Origin of the sequence: Flavobacterium poyangense, assembly GCF_011751075.1 — a bacterium.
Classification (GTDB): Bacteria; Bacteroidota; Bacteroidia; order Flavobacteriales; family Flavobacteriaceae; genus Flavobacterium; species Flavobacterium poyangense.
Window position 1 is genome coordinate 236,396 of the sequence record NZ_JAALLN010000007.1, and the last position, 22,891, is coordinate 259,286.

Below are 22,891 nucleotides of genomic sequence, written 5' to 3' on the forward strand. Positions count from 1 at the left end.
GAAATGCTACGAGAGGCACAAAATTCATTTATTTAAATAATAAAAGTGTTAAATAAATTCGTCTCCTTTTTGCAACAAATAAGTAAATTTGACCATTATCATAATGTTTAAAATTTTACTATGAATCCGATCCTGGAAGGCCTTATCAGCGGACCGACTTTTTTCTTGGCATTTCTTATCTATTTAAATTTAAGTAAAGTAAATATCAAAGCTAATCGCTGGTTCGGGACTTTTATTCTTTGCATTTTTTTAATTCAGATTGATACGCTTTTTCAAAAATCACATTATTTTTCAGAAACCTCTTTTGCATTAGAAATTCTAAGTGTAGCCAGCCTGATTATTGCTCCGGTTTTTTATTTTAGTATTATTTATTATGTTGATCCAGCCAGAAAATGGAAGGTACGGGATAATTTTCATTTTTCATTGGCAATTCTGATGATGGGGCTAATCATTCTTTCTCAATTTTTGGTAAGCAATGAAATAAAAACAGCCAATGAAAAGGAAATAGAATACTACACGGTACTGATTTTCGGGATTTTGTTCTGTATGATGGTAACCCTATATTGCATTGCAGGATATAATAGAATTGATAAATACCAAAAAAATCTCTATTTATATTCTTCTAATACTGAAACAACAAATCTAAACTGGTTAAAACAAATAAGTATTTGCGTTTTATTTCTAACAACTATCTGGCTGGCAGATATTCTTTTTCAGTTATCTGATGATTATTTGTGGTATGATTACTTTTCAAGTCTTGTTAATTTTTTTGGTATTTGCTTCATTGCTTTTTATTCCTTAAAACAAAAAGAGGTTTTTCCATTTAATAAAGAGCAGACAAATGCAATTAATTCTATAATCACCGAAACTTTCGATACAGAGGAAAATAGAAAAAAAATTATCTCTGATGAAAAGTTGGCCGAGATGAAAGTTAGGTTAATAGAAATAATGGAAAAAGAAAAACCGTTTTTGGATTTTGAACTAAGCTTAATAAAACTTGCCGGCATATTAAATACTTCTCCACATTTGCTATCTTATAGTATCAATGCCGGCTTTAATGAAAACTTCTATCAATTTGTCAACCGATATCGGGTAGAGGAGGCCAAGAAAATGATTATCGACCCTAAAATGGATCATTTAAATCTCATTGGTATTGCGTATGAAGTTGGTTTCAATTCGAAAACAGTATTTAACACCACTTTTAAAAAAATAACAAATCAAACTCCTTCTGAATTTAAAAAAGGATCGCGATAAAATCTAAAAAACATGTTCGGATTCATAAGTTAGAACCTTCGTAAGGCAAACAAACTCAATATTTGCCAAAGAAAACAACTTAAAATAGAAATCATGTTTAAAACAAATGCCAATCTTCTCAAAACCCTTTTTCTAATAGGGCTTTTTTTAATTTCATGCTCAAAAGATGACCATGAGAATTCTTCCGGTTACTCAGAATCCTTTGTAAATCTGGCTACTCATCAATTAAAAGCTTATAGTGTCAGTAAAAAATCAAAATATCTCATTGTATGCGAATCCGGTTTGGGTGACGGACATGAATCATGGATGCCTTCCGGGGAAAAGTCTGAATTGATTGATTTTTCTTCTGCCGTTAATTCGGATATTTTAATCTACGACAGAGCAGGATATGGTAAATCCGGTATTGATAATAAGCAAAGAGACATTAATACATTGCGCATCGAATTGGAGGCCATGATTGATAAATATGCAAAAGGAAGAAAGGTTATATTAATCGGACATTCATTAGGAGGAATGATAATAAGGGATTATGCCATAAAAAATCCCGATAAGTCAGCAGCTATACTATTTATAGACCCAATGCACGAAAAGTATAATAATCCCGAAGCAGCAAGCATAGTTTATGATGCGTTTGTAAAGGCGTATGGTGCAAATTTTGCCGGCGCAAAAGAAGCGAAAGAAATTACAACAGATCTTGCTTATGGTAGTTCATTACCAATTTTACCCAATATTCCTGTAGTTGTACTAACAAGTATGAAGCCCGATGAAAATAACAATACAGCTGACGAAATCAATAAACAAAATAGAGAAAAATGGTTTGAGGCACATGAGCAGCTAGGAAAGGGTATCACTGATTTTACGCATATTGCAACAGTAAAATCAGGACATTATATCCATCATGATGAACCCGAACTTGTAATAGATAATATCAAATTTCTTATTTCTAAGCTGCCTTAAGTTGATGTAGTTAGTAATAAATTCCACGTTCTCTGAAGTGTTCTCATGAAAAGCTGCGTAAATGCCTTTTGCGCAGCGTAAAAAAGAACACTTCGTAGAGCGGGGCATTTTTTTAACTTTTCTTGAAAATTTTGTATTTTGGTTTTTCGTAATCAGTTATGTCCAAAGTAATATCATAAACGCCTGTCAAAATTTCTATATTATCTCCTTTTGGCATTATTCCGTCGCTCATATCTTTTCCAAAATTTAAAGTCCAATCGTCATTAAAACGAAATTTAAGCTCTCCAGTTTTTAAAGTCACATTTTTAATTGTCCAAATTCCTTTTGTTTCAGCTTCAGAAAGTTTTGCATCCGGACCTTCCCAGCCTTTTTCTGTGGCACTTCCTACAATTCCCCAAGAAGGAAATATTTTTTTTGCTTTTTTTAGTTGATTTCCTACATGAAAACTTAATGACTCTATTTCTGAAGTTTTGTTTCTTTCAAAAATTACATCACCCATTAATTCTTCAGCGTAAAATAAATTTTCTTTTACAGGATATAGAATAGTTGTGGGCCCGTTTCCACTTTGCAATTTTAATTTATTGTTTTCAGTTGTAAGATAAATTACAAAATTGTCTTCTACTTGATAGGTTCCCTCATATTGCTTTAAAGTTTCTGAGTTTATTTTGGCTACAATTGGAATTTTATAATCTTTATTATACAAATTATATAAAGTTTTCATAATAGCATAAGTGGCAGTGTTTAGACCTCTTTCTGTATTTGTAAGCAGTATAATGCAGATATCATCTTCGGGAATTTGAACAAAATTGCTACAAAAACCAGCTCCATAACCACTATGACCAACTGTCTTTTTTCCAAACATTGGCATTGTAATCCAACCATAACCATAATTTTTTTTGAAAGGTGTATATGCACTTTCTAAACTTTTTTTGGAGATAATTTTGTAATTTTTAAGTCCATTATAATATTTGTTTAAATCTTCAACAGTTGAGTATATTCCACCAGCTGCAAAAGGCATAGGCGGGTCATAAACAATCGATGGTTTTTGTTCTTTTTCAGAAAAAATCTCATAGCCAATGGCTTTATTTTCACTTTTTAGATTTTTAAAAGCAAAGCCACTATGCTTCATTTTCAATGGTTTAAATATGTACTTTTCAACTGCTTTCTCGTAACTCATTCCGGTAACTTTTTGAATTACATAGCCTAGAAAATAATATCCCGAGTTAGAATAACTCCAATCAGTTCCAACTGGAAAATCCAAAGGTTTTGTTTTTTGAAATTCAACAAATGATTTTTCCGCTTGGTCTTTCATATCATTTCCTCTCGTATAGTCATAAATTCCAGAGGTATGGGTTAGCAAACTTTCAATTGAAATAGCATTTGCATCGGGATAATCCGGATAGAACTTTGAAAGTTTATCCTGTAATGAAAGTTTTTCCTCTTCTACTAATTTTAAAATTACCGTTGCTGTAAAAGTTTTTGTAATCGAATATATTTGAAAAATACTGTTAGCGTTATTCTCCTTTTTTGAATCTACATTTGATAATCCATAACCTTTATTTAGTAAAGTTTCTCCTTTTTCAGAAATAAAAACAGAACCGTTAAATAGATTTTGTTGATTGTAAAATTCAAAAAGTTGTTCTAATTTTTCTTTCTTACTTTGTGCAAAACCCAATTGTGTTATAAATAATAAAATAAAAGTGATTGACTGAATTGACTTCATATTTTTTTGATTTTTTATGGAATTCTAACTAACGGTTTGCCCTTTGTGACAGTTGTGTAAATTTATAATAAAAGATTACAAATAAAAATTCTAACTGAATTTTCAAACAAAATTCAGAGCGCAAGCTAAGCTAACAATTGTTGGCAATTGACTTTTCCTTTTTCAAATTCCATGTGGTTATATTTTCTCCATCTGATTCCAAAATCTTTCAGTATCCTTATAATGTAATATTAGAAGCTTATAGAGACCAAGCTTCTAAAGCATTGAAAAATAAGAGAAGAATTGGGGAGTTATAGGCAAATAAAAAAGGGAGAAAAGATAAAAATTATCTTTTCTCCCGTAGAGTGACCTCGACTGGATTCAAACCAGTAACCTTCTGAGCCGTAATCAGATGCGCTATTCAGTTGCGCCACGAGGCCTTTTTTCTCAGTTAAGCCAGATTTAACAGCTTTGTTTGAGCGCATATTGCGGGTGCAAAGATAGACATAAATGTGAGATAAACAAGGAAAAAATAAGCTTGTTCTGGTTAGAATCCCTTAGCATAGCTTTTAATCACTGATTTTATTTAGATCTCACACAAACTAAAATTTACTATTTTATCAGTAAGACTTTGATATTCTGAATAATGAATAATCCAATTACAGGTATCAGTTATTGGTTTGTCGCTAACTTGAGTTTTAAAAAAAATTGAGTTTTAATGATAAACAATGCGTTTTCTTTCTATTTTTTCAATAATTAAGCCTATTTTAATACCAACAACGAGTTGTGTATCCATCCAATTTCCTTCTTGCTGCTGCCATCTGAATTAACGACATCTTTTTTGTCGTTTACCAAATAAACTTTGCACCAGGAGCCATTGGTTTCTATAAGACCTACTTCATAATCTTTCTTTAGTTTTTTTATTGGGGTGTTTTCTGTTGATGGCTGGTTTCTAAAATTAGTACCATCTTCCGTAACCTTAAAAATTCTACCTACAAAATCTATTTTTCCAAATACGGCATTTTTAAAATCATCCCATGGAAATGCAGGTCCCGGATCAGGCTTACGGGCAGGGGAGATATCATCGTGTCCAATTGCGGTAGTCAATTGATAGTGTTGAATTAGCAAACTTGATAGTTTGTAAACGGCTTCTAATTGTGCTTTTGGATACAGAAACCAAAGATGATTATCGGCATCTGTCCAAAACTTATGTTTATGGTTGCCAACATAAATTTTTGATGCGATAGAAGCAGGGTAGGTTTTGTAAACCGGTTTTTTGTTTTTGTCTTGCCCAACACGTCTTCGGTAGCTTCCGTCGGCAACTTTTTCTAAATAACCCGGATTAACAATTTCGATACCGATAGCATGATCATTAAATCCGGATATTTTATCCCACACACTATAACCGGCGTGATTCGCTCTTCTGTTAAAAGGAACCAGTTGTGTAATCGTACCATCAACATCTACCACAATATGCGCTGCAATTCGGTCTGGATTTCCTTTGTCTTGTGGAGTCATAAACCAGTTAATAGCAGAATCTGCAGTATCACCGGCCGTATAATGAATAACCAAAAACTTAGGAACGATATTATAGCGAGCGTTTGGAGAAACCAGTTTTTTAATTTTACCTGTAGCCGTATCGACAACCAGCCAGTCTTTATTTATTTCCATGATCATTTCTGTTTTAAAATTAGTATTAATTTATTGTGCTTCATTTTTATTCCCTCCGTTATAGTTCTCATGTCTAAAAAGGAAGTCAAAGCATACTTTTTTGATAGTAATGAAATGGGGATACTTCATAAAGACGCTATTCCTTATTGCAGCTTTAATAAACCGATTTTAGTTTTTAATTGTTGTGCTTGCTTATTGATAAGAATACCCTCTTTGTCACTTTTTAAAATATCAAAAGCACCCAGTATCAGTGTCAAGTTAGATATTTCAGCCTTTTTCTTACCAATAGAACCATACTTCTCACGTGTTTCTTTATAGGAGTGAAACAATTTTTCCCATTCAACTTCTTCTTTATACATTTTAGGATCTAAGAAAAAAAGCACTAGTTTGCTACAATTGTAATCGGCTTTTTCCCAATAATCCATATTGATTTGTGCATCGCCCAGTTCCTGGATTTTATTGATCAATGCGTTTTTATAAGCCACTTTTTCAGTTGAAGAGATTTTCCATTGCGCGGCAGGCTTATCCATATCCAGTATAGTCTGAAAAATCAGGTAATTATTTAAGGCATAAAATTTCTGACTATTGTCAAAGGCTATTTTGTAAAGCCCGATTGCTCTCTCATAAGCTTTCGTTTTTTCAGTAGTGGTTTTAGAAATAAATCCAATTCTTTTTAAGGTACCGCCAAGAAGACATTTTCGTTCTGAGGTGTCATTAATTTGTGACAATAAGCCGTAGTATTTTTCAAGTTCACCCAAACCTTTTAAAGCTACCGCGCTATCACTATTTTTGAGGTAATTTTCAAAATACAGATGCGCTTTATTGTTGCAGAACTTTTCTAATGCCAATACTGAAAATTTAGCATCTTCTGTATTTTTTAAAGTCTCAAATTTAAGATCTGCCTGTTGGTACATGCCCAGTTCATAATAGATCAACGCCTCAAGCTCCGTTATTTTTGTGCTCGAAGCAATAGTTGCTTTGACGCGACCGTCAGAAATAATTTTTAAATTTTCGAGCACATCATTTAGTTGTGTATCTCTAACATCAAGAGTATTGAGCAGATTTTCTAAATCGATAACAACCTCTTCTTCAATGATGTAATTTTTCTCTTCTTTAACTACTTTTGATTGTCGTTTATCAAGTTTATAATAAGGATCACCATAACATTGATACGCACCCCAGGTATTGTTTTTTGAGTCTGTAGTATCATAAATAGCGGTGCGGGCTTTTTTAACGGCATTTCCAAAAGAGGATCCGTCAAAAAACTCATCATAGAATACTGTTGCAAACTTTTCGGCAGCACTGTCATCTACTTGCCAGCCTGCTATAATTACTGCTTTCGCCCCAATTTCTATAAGTTGTGTCCCAATATTGGCTGCCAATTGATAACGTTGTTGGTACAATTGATCGTCAACCGCTTCTATTTTTCCTAAATGGCAACAGTTTACAAAAACAAACTCCGGAACGTTACTCATTTGTTTAATCTGAGAAGGAGTGAGGAAAATCTCGTCTCCGATAACCATACCGGTTCTTTCCGGATTTTCGGGATCATAGACACCATGACCGGCTAAGTGGATAATCTTGTAACCTTCAGAAAATAAGGCCGAAATAATTTCGGTAGCACTTCTGTTTATTAAGGATTTACAGTCATAATTTCTGTAATTCATTAAATTTTCCACGGCCTGTCCTTCTCGAGCAGCTCCTGCCAATTGATTTATCGTAGTACTGTTTAATAACGGGTCGGCAACAATTAAGGCTTTTTCATTGGTTACTCTGTTAATTTGAAGCCTGTAATTTTTTGTAACAAGCTGTCTGATCATACCGGCTTCAATACAGACTGGCTTAGCATTGGCAGAATTGTCCTGTAGCAGTTCCCAAGGATAGGCAGCACTTTCTTTATCTAAAACCCAAATAATAGATCCTTTACGTTTTAACTGATCTTTAAAATCATTTGGGATCATCAGTTCAAAAAGCGTTTGCGCATGCTGACCAGACCAATTATTATTAACTGACATCTCTTTTATAAAAATATCTATTAAAGCAGTACTCGAAAATAATTCATTTTCTTCTTGTCTTGCATCCGCTGTAGTAGCATTAAAATTTAATCGTTTAAGTACTTTTTTATTGACAGAAGTTGTTTGTGTTTTGATCGTAATTCTGTTCCACCAGTCATTTGCATTCTCGAGACGGAATTTTTTCTTTGCTCCAAACAGTTTTTTAATTGTATTTTTTTCTAAAAAAATATTGTGGGTCTCGTTTTTGTCAAGTTCTAATTTTTTAGCGGCGAAAAGGCAATTTACTGCATTTAACTCATCTTGTTCAATAAATTCAAGGTTTGAGACCCTACATTGGCTATTATCTGTTAAAGACGCTATATTGTTATTAGCCTTATTAATACCTTCAATAATGGCTCTTGTTGAATTTTGTATCGATAATCCACCATAACCACTACCAATTAAAAGGGTCGATATCCCAACACTGTCCGGACAGTTTTTGGAACTACATAGTTTCAGTAGGTAATCTGTTACACCAATTTCGATCGTTTTTGTTAGCGAATACGATGTTAACTTCCCAGGCTCGCCCAGACCGACAATTATAGCTCCTTTAAAAAAAGGATTATCACTATTTATAATTTCATTGGTTCCGATATCACCGGGATAAGAACCGATGCTTTGTTTGTATTTAAGTATCGAATTCAGGTTTTTATCAATAGATTTTTCTGCATATACAATGGCCTCATTTTTAAAATGTCCCGCCATAACATGAAACGTGGCATAAGACAAATCGCCATAACTAATGCTGACTGCAACCGGATTTTGATTGGTTGTAATCTCTTTAGAAGATCCAACTCCCAAAATGGTATTTTCCAGTCCGTTTTCGGAAAGATCAAAGTCAAAGTGTTCTGTTACTCTAAAAGTTGAAGAACCGTCTCTGAAGGAAGGTTTTACCTGAGATAATTTTGAAGTTATTCCTTTGGAAAGAAGTTCTTCAATAGCAGGGAACAGGGAAGGGGCATTCGCCAGATCTCCGTGTGTGATAGTACTAAAGTATACCTGTTTTTTTTCTTTTAATTCTTTTGGAATCCCCAGTTCCCATGTTACACTATGATCCCCTTCGCGGGTATATTCAAAAAATAAGTTATTATTTTCGATCGTATAGCCGCAGGCCGTTTCTTTGTCCTGACCGGCAATGTAAATCATATTGGTATAATCAATTCCATTTTGATTTACCAGTTGATTTACCTTGGTGCGATATTGTCTGAAACCGTCCAGAATACCTCCGGCTTTCTCATCGGGTATCGGCCAGTCTGAATCTCCCAAAGCAATACGCAGTTTGTTCCAGATGGCGCCATTAGAATAATCTTCATCAGCTGTTTCGGTTAAAGGCAATAGAGCCAAAATTCCGGGTAGCTTAGTAAAGAAGTTAATTAATTCTTTTTTGGTATGTGTTATGTCAATACTACTCAACTTGTTGATGATACTGTCTTTTCCGAATAATACCGCCAGAATACGATGTGATCCTTTTAAAGGTGTTCCTAAAAAAAGAAGCTTAAAATTGGGACTTGCATTTAAAGTTTTCCAGGTCTGCGGATAATACGCGATAAAATCACGCACTAAAACTCCTCCCATAGAATGCCCAATAATTTTTATAGGCTTGTTGAATGTCATCAAGTCTATAATTTTTTCGTTGAAGAGTTTTGCGTTAATATCCATTGGTTGCCTCCAGTCAAATGGGAATATTACCACATCGTACGTAAAAGACAACTGATGGTATAATTTAGCATAAGACGTTTTTATAACCGATTTAGCTTTTGATTTTGTAGGATTAAGATCCGGCATTTTACGCATACCTCCACTAATGATCCTCCAGTAGTTAAGCCATAAACGAGTATCTTCTTCAACATAGATGTTAGATCCCATGATACCCGGGAGTAAAACCACAATTGGTTTTCTTCCAGATGGTACCTTTTCGTCCGGAAAAAGTTCACCACTATCCAATCCGAAGACTCCGCGATCACTGGCCGGAACCTCGAGTTGTGCAACACTTTTATATCCCGGTATCGTTTCTCCAACCGGTGTTTTTAATGCATTCAATAAAGCCGTTTGTGTACTTATATTCAGAAAGTAATGAACATGATCTACATAACTGGCTTCTTCAAAGAAATATTGGATATTGCTTTTTCTGGGAACTCCTAAATACATTGAATCGGTATTGACTACCAAGTCATTTCTTTGTCGGTAGAACAGTTTCCCCAGAATTATTAATAGTCCGTGAAAACTGATACTTAGCTTACCATTACCCGAAATGACCATTAAGGATTTCCCATCAATAGCAGAGGAATTACTCTTGTTATTGAGCACTTTTATAAAGGGTGATCCGGGATTCATAGCTTCAAGTCCCGGTAAAGCCTCTACATTATTTTTTTCGTTTAATACAGCACTAAGGAGCTCGTGGGTTAGATCAGCAATTATATTTACTTTATCTCCTAACATATTGAATAATATGTTAATCAAATGATCAATACGTTCCGACGCCAGTAAGGTTCCAGCCGAAGGAGAGGCAACCCTAACAAATTTTTCAACCGTAATATTTTTGTATTGAAACAGATCATCCAACTTTCGGATTTGTTCCAAATCATCAGTTCTGTTTTCTTTTTTCAGAAGTTCAATTTCTTCTTTTGAAAACCCCTTTTGGAAAGTACCGTTATTAGAAGAATATTTCGAGAGAATATCTCCAACTAATCCTCCACGCGAATGACTAACAATATGCAATGTGATATCCGTAGGTAAACTTTCAATCAAACCAACCACATTTGATAAAGGACTTTTGGTAAGGGTACGGTGTTGATAAGCTAATATATTGGTTCCGTAAAGAGCTACCATTTTGGCATAGGTCTCATTGGTTTGCAATGAACTGAATGCTCCTAAAGTATCTGAATTAGTTCCGTGTATAAAAAGAAGATAAGGCTTGTCGATTGGCTTTTTATCCGGTTTAAAGTCAACCAACTCAAACAGACTGTTTAACTGGTTAAGTCCCTCTCTTGCGTTTAAGTGTTTGTTTTCTAAATCAACAGCAATATCTTTTACCAGACGACTAATCGCGGGTTTAGTAAACACCTTGATTACTTTTAGCATAATTTGCCCGATAATCCCTCTGTTTTCACCAGTAGCCTCTAAATAGATTGGAATCTCAAAAGCAACTCTACTATCACGTGTAGCGTTTTTAATTTCAGGGAATAATTCGTGTATGGTATCTGAATTAGCAAACCAAGCAGTACCATCTTCATACACAAACTGAAGATATTCGTTGGTTTTATCGAGAGTGATTTCTTCGGCACGATTTGCTCCTCGGGTATCAGAGCCAATATAATAGGTTTTTACCGCATTTTGGGAGTCAATTTGGACTTCTTTTACCGGAAATTTAATCAATTGGTTTTTCATTGTTTAGTATTAAGTTAACGGGAATAAAAATGAATTTTAAGTATTCATCAGCACAGCATATAAATAATTGTTTTACTAAGGCAGTGTAGGAACGCGCTATTTTATGTTCTGCTATTTTTTATTTCAATAAAACAGCATAACACTTTGATTTGCTATTAAATGAAACAGAAAAATAAAGGCATATAAAAAATCCTTTTTCTATGTAATAGAAAAAAATCAGGAAGAAAACTTAATTTTTGGATTACAAATTAATTGTCCCTAAGATACTCAAAATTAACGATACATAGAAAGCAATAAAAGAGTATTTATACCTGTTTTATTTACTTTATTACTTTAAAAATAAGCAAAATAGCTTTTTTTGCCCTTACAACTGGAGTTTTTATAAAAAATAACATTACATACTTTGTTTATATACACAAAAGATAAATTATAAGTATATCAAAACATTAAAAAAATACTAAAAAATCCATTTCCTAAAAATCTCCTGACATAGGGTTGTCACCGGCCATGATTTTATTTGCATTATAAAACAAATTAAACCACATAAAGTATGGAACTTATTAAATTATTACAGAAAGAAATAGAGCAGGAAGCAATAACAACCCGTAAAATGCTTAGCCGCATTCCTTCAGATAAACTGGACTGGCAGCCACATCCCAAAAGTATGGCACTTAAAAACCTAGCCGCTCATATTGCCGAATTGCCGGCATGGTTAGAAATGATTATTGATACCGACGAACTTGATTTTGAAAAGAATCCATATAGCCCTCCCGCCGCTCAATCTACAGAAGAAATTCTGGTCTTTTTTGAAGAAACACTTAAAAATGGAGAAGAAGCTTTAGAACGTGCAGATGTAAAAAACTTTTCAAAAGAATGGGTTTTACGTAATGGTGATCAAATCTATAGCAGAGACACCAAATATGAAGTAATTAGAATGGTTTATTCTCAAATTGTACATCACAGAGCACAACTAGGTGTTTATTTAAGACTACTTAACGTACCAATCCCGGGAAGTTACGGACCTAGCGCTGACGAGATGTAGGTTTCTAAATATAAGTATTCAGTTAGTTAGCCCCATTTTAATCAGATGGGGCTTTTTGCCTCTATTTTCTATAATGATAAGCTACCTACAACAAAACAAAAATGGCAGATCAGTCTGGAACTTTATATCAATCTGAGCAGGACTAACAAATCTAGATATGAAAATTGTATCAAAATGAAATGGTTTTATCATTTTGAAAAGACTTTCATTATTTTTAAAGAAATCGATCACTTTTAAAACGTCTTGTAATCAAACACTTAAACACTTTCTCTCTACTACTGGAATGCATATTGCACTTACCAATACATCCTTCTAATTGATACTATATTTCATAGTAATCACAAAACCAGAAGTGTATCAAAATCATATGAAAACCAGATATATTGATGTACTTATTTCAAGTAAAGGTTTGCAGTTTACAAACTCACAAACAGACATAAAAAATGGAGTGCCTAATTGTGAAACTCCCGAACTACATTCTGATTTTACTGTTAGAATAGCAACAGCAAAAGATAGTTTTTACAGTACCGAAATCTACCAGGTTACTTTCTCATCAGCCAAAGATAGAGGAACAGGGATCTCAGGCAGATCTCCGGAATTTCTAGCTGAAAAAATGAAGAGTGGCGATGCAGTAATTGCTTTTGCGGCAGATGGAAGTTGGGCAGGTTTTTCTTTTATTTCAGCTTGGGATGAAGGACGCTATGTTTCTAATTCAGGTTTAATAGTTGCTCCACTGTTCAGGCATACCGGATTGGCTAAAAGAATTAAAGAAAAAATCTTCAGTTTAAGTAGAGATAAATATCCAAAAGCTATTATCTTTAGTTTGACGAGCGGTCTGGCTGTAATGAAATTAAACCATGAACTCGGTTTCGAACCGGTCACGTACTCAGAGCTGACTGCTGAACCCAATTTCTGGGAAAACTGCAAGTCATGTGTAAACTGTTTGATACTTGAGAGTAAAAACAGAAAAAACTGCTTGTGCACAGCAATGTCTTACGATCCTCTCAAAAGCGAGAATAATAATCGTTAGCTATTATAAACGAATTTTTTAACATATATAAGCTAGCAAACAGGAGCCTCGTTATCTTATCATATTGAGTTACTGATCATATCATTTTGATAGGTTTTCATAAGCTAAGATTTTTTAACTACTGTATTACATTGATAATCAACAATTGTTATTATTTAGTCTTTTTTGGCACAGCATTTGTCGCTTGTTTGAAAGTAAAGGAATTTATTTTCAAATAAACCAAAATCAAATGATTCTGAAAACGAAAAGTTATTATAACTGTTTCAGGACATTAAAAAAAATAAACGTTTAACAATATTAATTTTAAATAAATATGAAAGCAAATAACACAAGAAGTAAAGCGATTACTAAATTATATGTATCCAACAAATCTATGCGAAAAAAAGACAGAGCGATCAACTTAATGGTGTTTACAATTGTTTTCTTTATTGCGGTTTTACTAATCTCCCAAATCGTTTAGAGCATCTCGAATCTGAAATATATCACTAAATCATTTTAAAGAGTTCAACGCGTTTAACACTTAATTACTCCGTATCAATAATTTTATTAATTTTTAAGTTTAAATTTGTTGTTACGCATTTATGTTATAATATGAATTGTGATTAAACGAAACTATGAGTACATTATTTATTAAAAATATGGTTTGTAACCGTTGCATTCTTGTGATTCAAAACGAATTGGACAAGCTGGGTATAGAGACCACCAATATAAAACTGGGCGAAGTTACCCTTAAAAAAGATTTAATAACAGAAGAGCGTGAAGCAGTTGAAAATGTGTTAAACCCTTTAGGCTTTCAACTCATCGATGACAAAAAAAGCAGAATAATTGAAAAGATAAAAAATATCATTATTGATCTGGTACACCATCAGGAAAATGATACAAAGACCAATCTTTCTGATGTTTTGAGTAATGCACTCCACAACGACTACAACTACCTTTCGAACTTGTTCTCTGATATTGAGGGCACGACCATTGAGAAATATTTTATAGCACAAAAAATAGAAAAGGTAAAAGAACTATTAGTTTACGATGAATTATCACTAAGCGAAATTGCCGATCGAATGAACTACTCGAGCGTGGCTTATTTAAGCAACCAGTTCAAGAAAGTTACAGGACTTACACCCAGTCATTTCAAAAATGTACGCGAAGATAAACGCAAGCCATTGGATAAGGTTTAAGTAAATCTTACAAATCAAACCCATAATTTCACAACAGAATTTCTCTCTATTCTTGCCAACTTTGCAATGTGAAAACAAAGTAATTGAATTATGGCAACAAATAGAGAAATAATTTACATTCCCTTAGAGGATGTAGAAAGCGAACACTGCGCATTAATAGTCGAAAAAGGCCTCGCACAGGTAAAAGGAGTAGAGACCCACAAAGTAGAACTAAACAATCGCAGGGCGGCTATCACTGTAAAGGATAACGAAGTTGTAGCAGAAGCTGTAAAAGCAATAAAAGACTTAGGCTACGGAGTTCCAACCGTTAAAAGTACCTATCCCGTTTTAGGAATGACCTGTGCCTCTTGTGCAGGCAGCGCCGAGAGTGTCGCAAAATATGCTCCCGGTGTTGTAGATGCTTCGGTAAACTTTGGTACAGGAAATCTTAGCGTAGAGTTTCTTCCGAATATCACCAATTCTGAGCAAATTAGAAAGGCAATACAGGACGGAGGTTATGATTTACTCCTTGAAGACGAAAGTAAACAGCAAGAAACTTTAGAGACCCTCCACGCCGAAAAATTCAGAAAACTTAAAAACAAAACCATTTGGGCGGTACTTTTATCGCTTCCGGTAGTCGTAATTGGTATGTTCTTTATGGATATGCCTTACGGTAATGAAATAATGTGGGCATTTACGACCCCGGTAGTACTTTGGTTAGGTAAAGATTTCTTTATTAATGCATGGAAACAGGCAAAACATCGTTCTGCCAATATGGATACATTGGTAGCATTAAGTACCGGTATTGCCTATATTTTCAGTGTATTTAATATGTTGTTCATGGACTTCTGGCATCAACGTGGCTTACATGCACACGTGTACTTTGAAGCAGCAGCAGTTATTGTAGCCTTTATTCTGTTAGGTAAACTATTGGAAGAAAAAGCAAAAGGCAATACTTCATCAGCCATTAAAAAACTAATGGGATTACAACCAAAAACGGTTATTGTTATAGAAGCAGATGGCACAGAAAGGCAAAAAGCGATTGAAGATGTTAACGCAGGCGATATTATACTGGTTAAGCCGGGTGAAAAAATTGCAGTCGATGGAATAGTTGTTTCAGGCAATTCCTATGTAGACGAAAGCATGTTAAGCGGAGAACCGGTACCTGTATTAAAGAATGAAAACGAAAAAGTTTTTGCCGGTACAATCAATCAAAAAGGAAGCTTTCAGTTTAAAGCGGTTAAAGTTGGTAAAGAAACAATGTTGGCCCAAATCATCAAAATGGTGCAGGACGCACAGGGAAGTAAAGCACCAGTACAGAAATTGGTTGATCAAATTGCAGGCATCTTTGTTCCCGTAGTTATTAGTATCGCTATTTTGACATTTGTATTGTGGTTATTTCTTGGTGGCGATAATGGTCTGGTTCAGGGCTTATTAGCAGCCGTGACCGTATTGGTAATTGCTTGTCCTTGCGCTTTAGGTTTGGCTACCCCAACTGCAATTATGGTAGGCGTTGGCAAAGGTGCGGAAAACGGAATCTTGATTAAAGATGCAGAAAGTTTGGAACTGGCTAAAAAGGTAAATGCTATTGTTTTAGACAAAACCGGAACCATTACAGAGGGAAGACCGGAGGTTACCGGGATTCGATGGTTGAATAATGACGACACAACCCAAGACGTTTTATTGAGCATCGAAAAACAATCAGAACACCCGTTGGCCGAAGCTGTTGTAAAACATTTGAATGGTATTGCTACAACTACTTTATCTAATTTCGACAGTATTACGGGTAAGGGAGCAAAGGCTAATCATAACGATGACACTTACTATGTTGGCAATAAAAAACTTTTAGCAGAAAACAACATCACCATACCGGCACAATTGCAACAGCAAGCTGATGCATGGGGCAAACAATCGAAAACTGTTATTTGGTTCGCCAACAGTAAAGAAGCACTTGCAGTAGTAGCGATTTCCGATAAAATAAAGGAAACATCGGTACAAGCGATTAAAGAAATGCAGGATATGGGCATCGACTTGTATATGCTGACGGGAGATAACGAAGCCACTGCCAAAGCTATTGCTGAACAAACTGGTATCAAACATTACCAAGCAGAAGTATTGCCGCAACACAAGGCCAGCTTTGTAAAAGAGTTGCAACAACAAGGCAAAGTGGTTGCAATGGTAGGAGATGGGATCAACGACAGTACGGCATTAGCAACAGCCGACGTAAGTATCGCAATGGGCAAAGGTTCAGATATCGCAATGGATGTGGCTAAAATGACCATCATTTCGTCTGACCTTACCAAAATACCGCAAGCCATTCGATTGTCGAAACAAACGGTTGCCACCATTAAACAAAACCTTTTCTGGGCTTTTATTTACAATCTTATCGGTATTCCTGTTGCTGCAGGTATCCTTTACCCAATCAACGGTTTTTTACTCAACCCAATGATTGCCGGAGCAGCAATGGCTTTAAGTAGTGTGAGCGTCGTAACTAACAGTTTACGTCTAAAATGGAAGAAGTAAATATTACAAATCAAACAAGAAAAATCACAACAACAGATTTCGGTATTATGCTGAATTTTGTAATCTAATAAAACAATACTATAAATTTAAATAAAATGGAAAATAAAGAATTTCAATTCAAGACTAATATCAATTGTGGCGGATGTGTATCAAAAGTAAAAGCTGATCTGGACGGCGCAGAAGGGATCTGCGAATGGGAGGTAGATACTGCTAACAGCGACAAAATCCTAACCGTAAAGGCAGAAGGAATCACAGAAGAGGAAATAATTGCCATCGTTAAGAAAAAAGGCTTCAAAGCAGAACCTTTAGAGGTTTAAAACACAAGCCCTATCCGGTTACCTAAGGGGAAAACGGATAGGGCTTTTTATAAACCAATCTTTTCATGTTAAATTGTTTTTGAAAGCGGATGTTGCAAATAAAGGATGACTAAATTCAGAAAAAGGAAAGGTAATTCTATAAGTACACCTTTTAAATCTTTGTCTAAAAGATGAAAACAGATAATCATTAAGATACCGGCAGCCATTAAAAAATTGCCCCAAACAAAAGTTTTGGGAAACAGTATAAGTAGAGCACTGATGATAGTAACGGTTCCATTAATCATTACAGCCGTTTTGCTAAAGTTCCATTTGCCAAACATTTGAAGCATTTCTGTTTTCGCCGTTAGCATTGCATAACCTTGTTTGAGCCCCATAAAAAAGGCACAAAGTATTAAAATCGTGTTTAAAATTTTGATTGCTACTGTCATAATTTTTAGTTTGGTTATTAGTTAATAGTAGTCTGTACAACAATAATTTAGATAAAACCTCCGATCACTTATTCATAGAACAATTTAGTGATTTTTTTACTTGTTATCGATGATTTATTCTAACACTTATAGTTATTGAACTTCATTTTTTTAAGATAACAGAGTTAGAGTCAATTTTACAAACCCTGTCAGAGCATGGTCTCCAAAATGCACTATTGAAACAGCCTGGAAACTACAAAACTTTGATAGATTACACTGTTTTAATTCCTATTAGCATCATTAGCCTGTCTGATTCCTTTTGGATCGCTTAAATTAAAACGATAGACAAAACTCAGACGATATCTTGCTGCATTAGGAATACTATTATCATTGACAGCATAATTAGTACCAGTTGTAACGCTTTTATTCTGACGTAGGTTAAAAGCATTTGTAACATCAAAAACAATAGTAGCTTTATCTTTAAGCAGCAGTTTGCTAAATCCGAGATCAATTGATTGTAAGGCTTTGTTGGTAGTTTGCGCATTGCGCATTGCACTGCGAAAGTTGTAGCGGCCCTGAAAACTAAATTTAGAAGGCAGTTTGATCTGAGTATTTAAGCGGGCTGTAAAGTTTTGACTACTGTAATCCAGGTTTTCCTGCCTGTAAGTTCCTTTCTGCTTAAAACTATAAAAATTGATTTCTGCATTTAGCTGAAGCCATTTTAAAGGATTGTACAATGTTGATAATTCAACCCCGCTTCGTATTTCATAATCAATATTTATGGGTGTTGTTAAGAAGATATCAGCTTGTCGATAAGTAAAATCCTGAATATACCCTTTTTCATATTGATAATATAGCGAAGGGTTCAAAGTAAATGTTTTCCAAGCTTTAAGAAACGCCATTTCAAATACATCTGTATAAGAAGGATTCAAATCCGGATTTCCGATGTATTGTGCATTTAAATCTGTAACCTCATTAAACGGATACAGGGCATATAAAGAAGGACGTCTAATACGTTTACTGTAATTAAGCTGCAAAGTCGAAGTTTCAAACTTGTAACTTAGATTGATAGAGGGAAACAGTTTATTGTAGTTTTTCTGATCATTATAGGTGTTTTCTGCATCTGTAATCTTTATAGAAGTTAGTTCGGTTCTCAACCCCAGCATATAACTAAATCTATTGATTTTGTCACTAAATTGGGTGTAGGCACCGGTTATGGTTTCATTGTATTTTAAATCATTATCAATATTTTGATAAACAACCCAATTATTATCCTGTTCTTCTTCGGCTAAATAAGCACTGGAAACAGTTCGAATTTCAGTTTTTATTCCAAATTCTAAAACTGAGCTACTGTCGATAGGCTGGACAAAATCACTCTGAGCCAGAAAATCTTTACTGTTTCCTTTCGATCTTGTTCTTATTCCGGGATAAACTAAGAGATCGGGAAGCAAACGCTGTGTAGAAAGATTCCATTTTTTGTCGCTGTTCCACCAGTCATATTGCACATCGATCGTCCACTTTTTTGCTTTTTGTTTGAATGTTCGCGTATAATTAAATTCAAACTGACTGTAATCCCGTTTTTCTAATGATTTTCCGTTTCTTGTTAAAAGACTGTCCGGTATAGTGTTGCCAGGATTACTTCTATAGTTGTATGTTAAATCTGTTTTATCGTTGTCATGTGTGGCATTCTTTAAAAAAGCGGCAGTAATGGTTTGATGGTCGTTTATAAAATAATCAGCGCCGACATAAAGCAATTTACCATCGTCATGACGATCTTCTTTCTGTACACGATTCATATAATTTGGCGTAGTTGTAGTATTAGTTACTTGATTGGTAGTATACAAACCTTCATAATCACTCGAACGTATGCTGAAATTAGAAAAGATATTGATTTTGTCTGATTTATAATTAATACTTGGGTTTAGACGACTATCATTTGGAGAACCTCCAACTAAGCGCATCTGACCGCTGAAACCACTTTTTTTGTTCTTTTTCAATACAATATTAATGATCCCCGCAGAACCTGCAGCATCATATCTTGACGAAGGATTGGTTACAACCTCAATTCGTTGAATCTGATCGGCTGCGATCTGATCCAATGCATTGTTCTGTGTAAGCCCGGATTGCCTACCATTAATTAATACCAAAACATTGCTGTTGCCTCGAAGACTTATTGCCCCGGTGGGACTAACTGCAACAGATGGAACGCCATTCAGGACATCGTGCGCAGATCCATTTTGTGACAATACATCTTTACCAACTTCAAAAACTTTTTTGTCCATTTTTAAACTAATGTTCGCTTTTTGTCCATTGATTTCCACAGCATTCAATTGTACAGTACTTGCGGTTAAACCAATTGTACCCAATTCTAGTTTGGGTTTTGTAGCTATAATTTCTAGTGATCGGTTATAATTTTGGTATCCGATGTAACTAAAAGAGACCGTTATTGGCCCCGAGAGAAGCCCTTCCAGATTAAATACACCACGATCATCAGTTACACCGGTCATCACTGTTTTTGAGGTATTGTCCAATACAGCTACCGTAACATATGGTAATGCTTCTTTTGTAATATGATCCTGAACTTTTCCGGAAATAACGATTTGTTGCCCCATGCCAAGAAGCGGAATAAATAAAATTGTAATACAGGTTATTAGATGTTTCATGTTAATTGATTAGTCATGTTTGATTTATAATACAAGATTAGCTGATAATAGTAAATAGAGTCACTGAAAACATGCCAACGGCTCTATGACCTTTTCAAATGCATTTGCCAATTAGAAATTTATTCTACCTTTATCTTATGTATAAATCTGCTTTTTTTACCTTTCTGTTTCTTATATTATTTAGCTCTTGCGATCAGTATAAAGAGTATGCAAGTACCGATGTAGTTTATAATGTTGATTATGAACATGAGCCGCATGATTTAGGGAAGACGGAAAGCTCCATTTTTAAGTTCAATGCAGTAATTGAAATACAGAAACTTGAAAATAATTCAGATGTACTGGGACTTCAGATTAACGCTTTTGGCGCTTTTGATGTTTATTGGGATGGCGTTTTAGTAGGAAGCAACGGCCAATTAGCAAAATTAGATCGTGCAGAAATTCCGGGAACAGAAACTACCTATTACCAAATTCCGCAGAAATTATCTACTTTGGGAAAACATGTTGTTACCATAGTAGGAACGCAATCTCACTTTCGCGATGCGGAGCGCGAAATTCATGTTAAACTCAATAATTATCTTCAGCTTCAAAAAACCCCGCTTATTACGTTGTCGTTTATGAATCTCATGGCTGGTGCTTTTCTGATTGCGGCAGTTTATTATTTCTTTTTGTATATCAATAGTACCCGAAAAGAACTACCTGTTTTACTGTTCGGAATAATCTGTCTGCTTTTTTTCTGCTTGCTGATTATCGAATATGTAAAGTTTTATGTTGATATTCCGTATAACCGGTTTTATGCGCGATTAGAAATCATTGGTTGGCTGACCTTTGCGATTTCGATGTTGATACCTTGGTATTTTATGCTGCAGTTTGAATTCAGAAGAAAAAAAATGCTTTTATTCCTTTTGTTACTTACTCTTAGTACGATTTATGTTCTGTATTACGGTCATTATGATACTTCTGCAGCTTATTTTACAATTGCTGCCCGTCTTTTTTCTATCATTATTGCCATAGACGCTACGTTTCGAAAAATAAAAGGCGGACTTATCGTTGCTGCCGGATTACTGGCAGGCGTAGCGGTTAACTATTTTATGTATTACGATACCGGGTTATTTATTGCTTTTACCATCATAGTACTCTGCATGTTATACTTACATACGATAAAAGCAAAAGCGTTGGAAAAAGCTCATAATGCTTCTTTGTTGCTTTCTTCAAGATTACAATTAGAACTCATAAAGAAAAACATACAGCCGCATTTTCTTAGAAATACCTTAACCTCATTAATTGACTGGATCGAAGAATCTCCCAAAGAAGGCGTTGTTTTTATTCGCGCTCTTGCAGAAGAATTTGATATAATGAATGATATTGCCGAAGATACACTGATCCCAATCAGACAAGAAATTGATCTCTGTCGCAGACATTTGGAAGTAATGTCTTTTCGCAAAGAAATTTGTTACGAATGGCAAGAAGAAGGAATTGATGAAAATGAAACGATTCCACCGGCAATTTTTCATACAATTATAGAAAACGGAATAACACACAGTCTACCTCCAAAACAAAGTTGTATTGTTTTTTATCTAAAATTCGCCCGAGAAAAACAATACAGAGAGTATACCTTACTCACACTCGCTCAAAACCGACAGATTAAAAAAGACCGACGCACAGGAACAGGTTTTAAATATATCCAAGCAAGATTAACTGAAAGTTATGGCTCCAATTGGTCTTTCGATTCACATGCTGTAGAAAAAGGGTGGGAGACAACAATTAAAATTTTTGATAAATGAAAATCTTGATAATTGAAGATGAAGCGCGTATCGCGAAAAGGATTGAAAGAATGACACGTGATTTCTTTGATAAAGACATTCAAATTTTCGTTTGTGATGCACTTGAAAATGGACTTTCGACTATTGAAGAAAATTCAATTGATCTCTTGTTGCTAGACCTGAACTTAAACGGGGAAAACGGTTTTGAGATCCTGCAAACCTTTGTTGCCGGTTCATTTCAGACGATTATCATTTCAGCTTATACAGACAAAGCCATTACAGCCTTTAATTATGGAGTGCTGGATTTTGTACCTAAACCTTTTGATCAGAAAAGACTCGAGCAAGCTTTCGAGCGTTACACTGCAACAGGAAAACAATCGGGTAGTGAGGTGCGTTTTTTAGCAGTAAGAAAAGCAAAGACATTTAAACTTATACCAATTAATGAAATTTTGTATATAAAAGGAGCAGGGATCTATACTGAACTGCATTTATCCAATGACAAAATAGAACTGCACGATAAATCACTAGAGGCATTAGAAAAATTGCTTCCCGAAACATTCGAAAGAATACATAAGTCTTATATTCTAAGCTGGCAACAGGCAGAGAAAATTGTTGTAGAAGCAGGAGGGAAGTACAGTATGCAGTTAAAAAGCGGAGCATTATTACCCATTGGCCGCGCCAGATATAAGGAAATTAAGCAGAAACTAATATGATTTATCACATGGATTTATTTTTTTTCAAAAAAAACACTCTTAAAGTATACTAATTAGATAGAATTAATATATATTTGCATAACTTATCCAGAAAGACGGAGGGAATAGGCCCTATGATGTCTTAGCAACCTGTTCTAAATAAGGTGCTACATCCTTCCTCGCAAGAGGACAGATAAGAAAGATTTCTTCTGAATTTCTGAATAAGCTGTATCCTATTAATTATCCTTTTTATAACTAAGATGAGAAAGCTATAT

The 22,891-nt window shown here is 34.7% G+C and carries 14 protein-coding genes, 1 tRNA gene and 1 riboswitch; of the genes, 9 read left to right on the forward strand and 6 right to left on the reverse strand.

Annotated features, from left to right (window positions below):
* Nucleotides 1-120 precede the first annotated feature (120 nt).
* Nucleotides 121-1,254 carry a helix-turn-helix domain-containing protein gene (locus tag G3A47_RS13720; protein ID WP_166923222.1) on the forward strand — a complete coding sequence of 378 codons (1,134 nt, stop codon included), beginning with the start codon at nucleotides 121-123 and terminating at the stop codon, nucleotides 1,252-1,254.
* Nucleotides 1,255-1,347: 93 nt separating this feature from the next.
* Nucleotides 1,348-2,211, forward strand: a complete 864-nt coding sequence (locus G3A47_RS13725; protein ID WP_166923224.1) for an alpha/beta fold hydrolase — start codon at nucleotides 1,348-1,350, stop codon at nucleotides 2,209-2,211.
* A 112-nt stretch (nucleotides 2,212-2,323) separates the two neighbouring features.
* Here the strand turns inward: G3A47_RS13725 and G3A47_RS13730 are convergent, their stop codons facing one another.
* The 4 genes from G3A47_RS13730 to G3A47_RS13745 all read right to left on the reverse strand — a co-directional run bounded on the left by G3A47_RS13730 (nucleotide 2,324) and on the right by G3A47_RS13745 (nucleotide 11,025).
* Nucleotides 2,324-3,934, reverse strand: a complete 1,611-nt coding sequence (locus tag G3A47_RS13730) for a serine hydrolase (RefSeq protein ID WP_166923226.1) — start codon at nucleotides 3,932-3,934, stop codon at nucleotides 2,324-2,326.
* 345 nt (nucleotides 3,935-4,279) lie between these two features.
* Nucleotides 4,280-4,353 (reverse strand) — tRNA-Arg (locus tag G3A47_RS13735).
* Between the two features lie 322 nt (nucleotides 4,354-4,675).
* Nucleotides 4,676-5,584 (reverse strand): N-acetylmuramoyl-L-alanine amidase, encoded by a 909-nt coding sequence (locus tag G3A47_RS13740; protein ID WP_166923228.1) that lies wholly within the window; start codon nucleotides 5,582-5,584, stop codon nucleotides 4,676-4,678.
* A 143-nt stretch (nucleotides 5,585-5,727) separates the two neighbouring features.
* Nucleotides 5,728-11,025, reverse strand: a complete 5,298-nt coding sequence (locus G3A47_RS13745; RefSeq protein WP_166923230.1) for a CHAT domain-containing protein — start codon at nucleotides 11,023-11,025, stop codon at nucleotides 5,728-5,730.
* 550 nt (nucleotides 11,026-11,575) lie between these two features.
* Here G3A47_RS13745 and G3A47_RS13750 point away from each other — a divergent pair.
* The 5 genes from G3A47_RS13750 to G3A47_RS13770 all read left to right on the forward strand — a co-directional run bounded on the left by G3A47_RS13750 (nucleotide 11,576) and on the right by G3A47_RS13770 (nucleotide 17,094).
* Entirely contained in the window at nucleotides 11,576-12,067 is a 492-nt protein-coding gene (locus tag G3A47_RS13750) for a DinB family protein (protein ID WP_166923232.1), read from the forward strand.
* A 367-nt stretch (nucleotides 12,068-12,434) separates the two neighbouring features.
* Nucleotides 12,435-13,097 (forward strand): GNAT family N-acetyltransferase, encoded by a 663-nt coding sequence (locus tag G3A47_RS13755; RefSeq protein ID WP_243860462.1) that lies wholly within the window; start codon nucleotides 12,435-12,437, stop codon nucleotides 13,095-13,097.
* Nucleotides 13,098-13,711: 614 nt separating this feature from the next.
* A complete protein-coding gene (locus tag G3A47_RS13760; protein WP_166923234.1) occupies nucleotides 13,712-14,275 on the forward strand; it encodes a helix-turn-helix domain-containing protein in 564 nt (187 codons plus the stop codon).
* 90 nt (nucleotides 14,276-14,365) lie between these two features.
* On the forward strand, nucleotides 14,366-16,777 hold the full coding sequence (locus tag G3A47_RS13765; RefSeq protein WP_166923236.1) for a heavy metal translocating P-type ATPase: 2,412 nt from the start codon (nucleotides 14,366-14,368) through the stop codon (nucleotides 16,775-16,777).
* Between the two features lie 95 nt (nucleotides 16,778-16,872).
* The gene (locus G3A47_RS13770) at nucleotides 16,873-17,094 is read left to right on the forward strand and encodes a heavy-metal-associated domain-containing protein (RefSeq protein ID WP_166923238.1); all 222 of its coding nucleotides are present in this window, start codon (nucleotides 16,873-16,875) and stop codon (nucleotides 17,092-17,094) included.
* 68 nt (nucleotides 17,095-17,162) lie between these two features.
* Here G3A47_RS13770 and G3A47_RS13775 read toward each other — a convergent pair whose 3' ends face one another.
* Nucleotides 17,163-17,522, reverse strand: coding sequence for a DoxX family protein (locus G3A47_RS13775; protein ID WP_166923240.1), 360 nt, complete (start codon nucleotides 17,520-17,522; stop codon nucleotides 17,163-17,165).
* A gap of 260 nt (nucleotides 17,523-17,782) precedes the next feature.
* Nucleotides 17,783-20,164, reverse strand: a complete 2,382-nt coding sequence (locus G3A47_RS13780) for an outer membrane beta-barrel family protein (RefSeq protein ID WP_166923242.1) — start codon at nucleotides 20,162-20,164, stop codon at nucleotides 17,783-17,785.
* Nucleotides 20,165-20,301: 137 nt separating this feature from the next.
* Here G3A47_RS13780 and G3A47_RS13785 point away from each other — a divergent pair, with 137 nt between their 5' ends.
* Together G3A47_RS13785 and G3A47_RS13790 are read left to right on the forward strand one after the other, a co-directional pair.
* Nucleotides 20,302-21,945 (forward strand): histidine kinase, encoded by a 1,644-nt coding sequence (locus G3A47_RS13785; protein WP_243860463.1) that lies wholly within the window; start codon nucleotides 20,302-20,304, stop codon nucleotides 21,943-21,945.
* Entirely contained in the window at nucleotides 21,942-22,637 is a 696-nt protein-coding gene (locus G3A47_RS13790) for a LytR/AlgR family response regulator transcription factor (RefSeq protein WP_166923246.1), read from the forward strand. The genes G3A47_RS13785 and G3A47_RS13790 overlap by 4 nt, the downstream gene beginning before the upstream one ends.
* A gap of 80 nt (nucleotides 22,638-22,717) precedes the next feature.
* Nucleotides 22,718-22,816, forward strand: a riboswitch (SAM riboswitch).
* Nucleotides 22,817-22,891 lie beyond the last annotated feature (75 nt).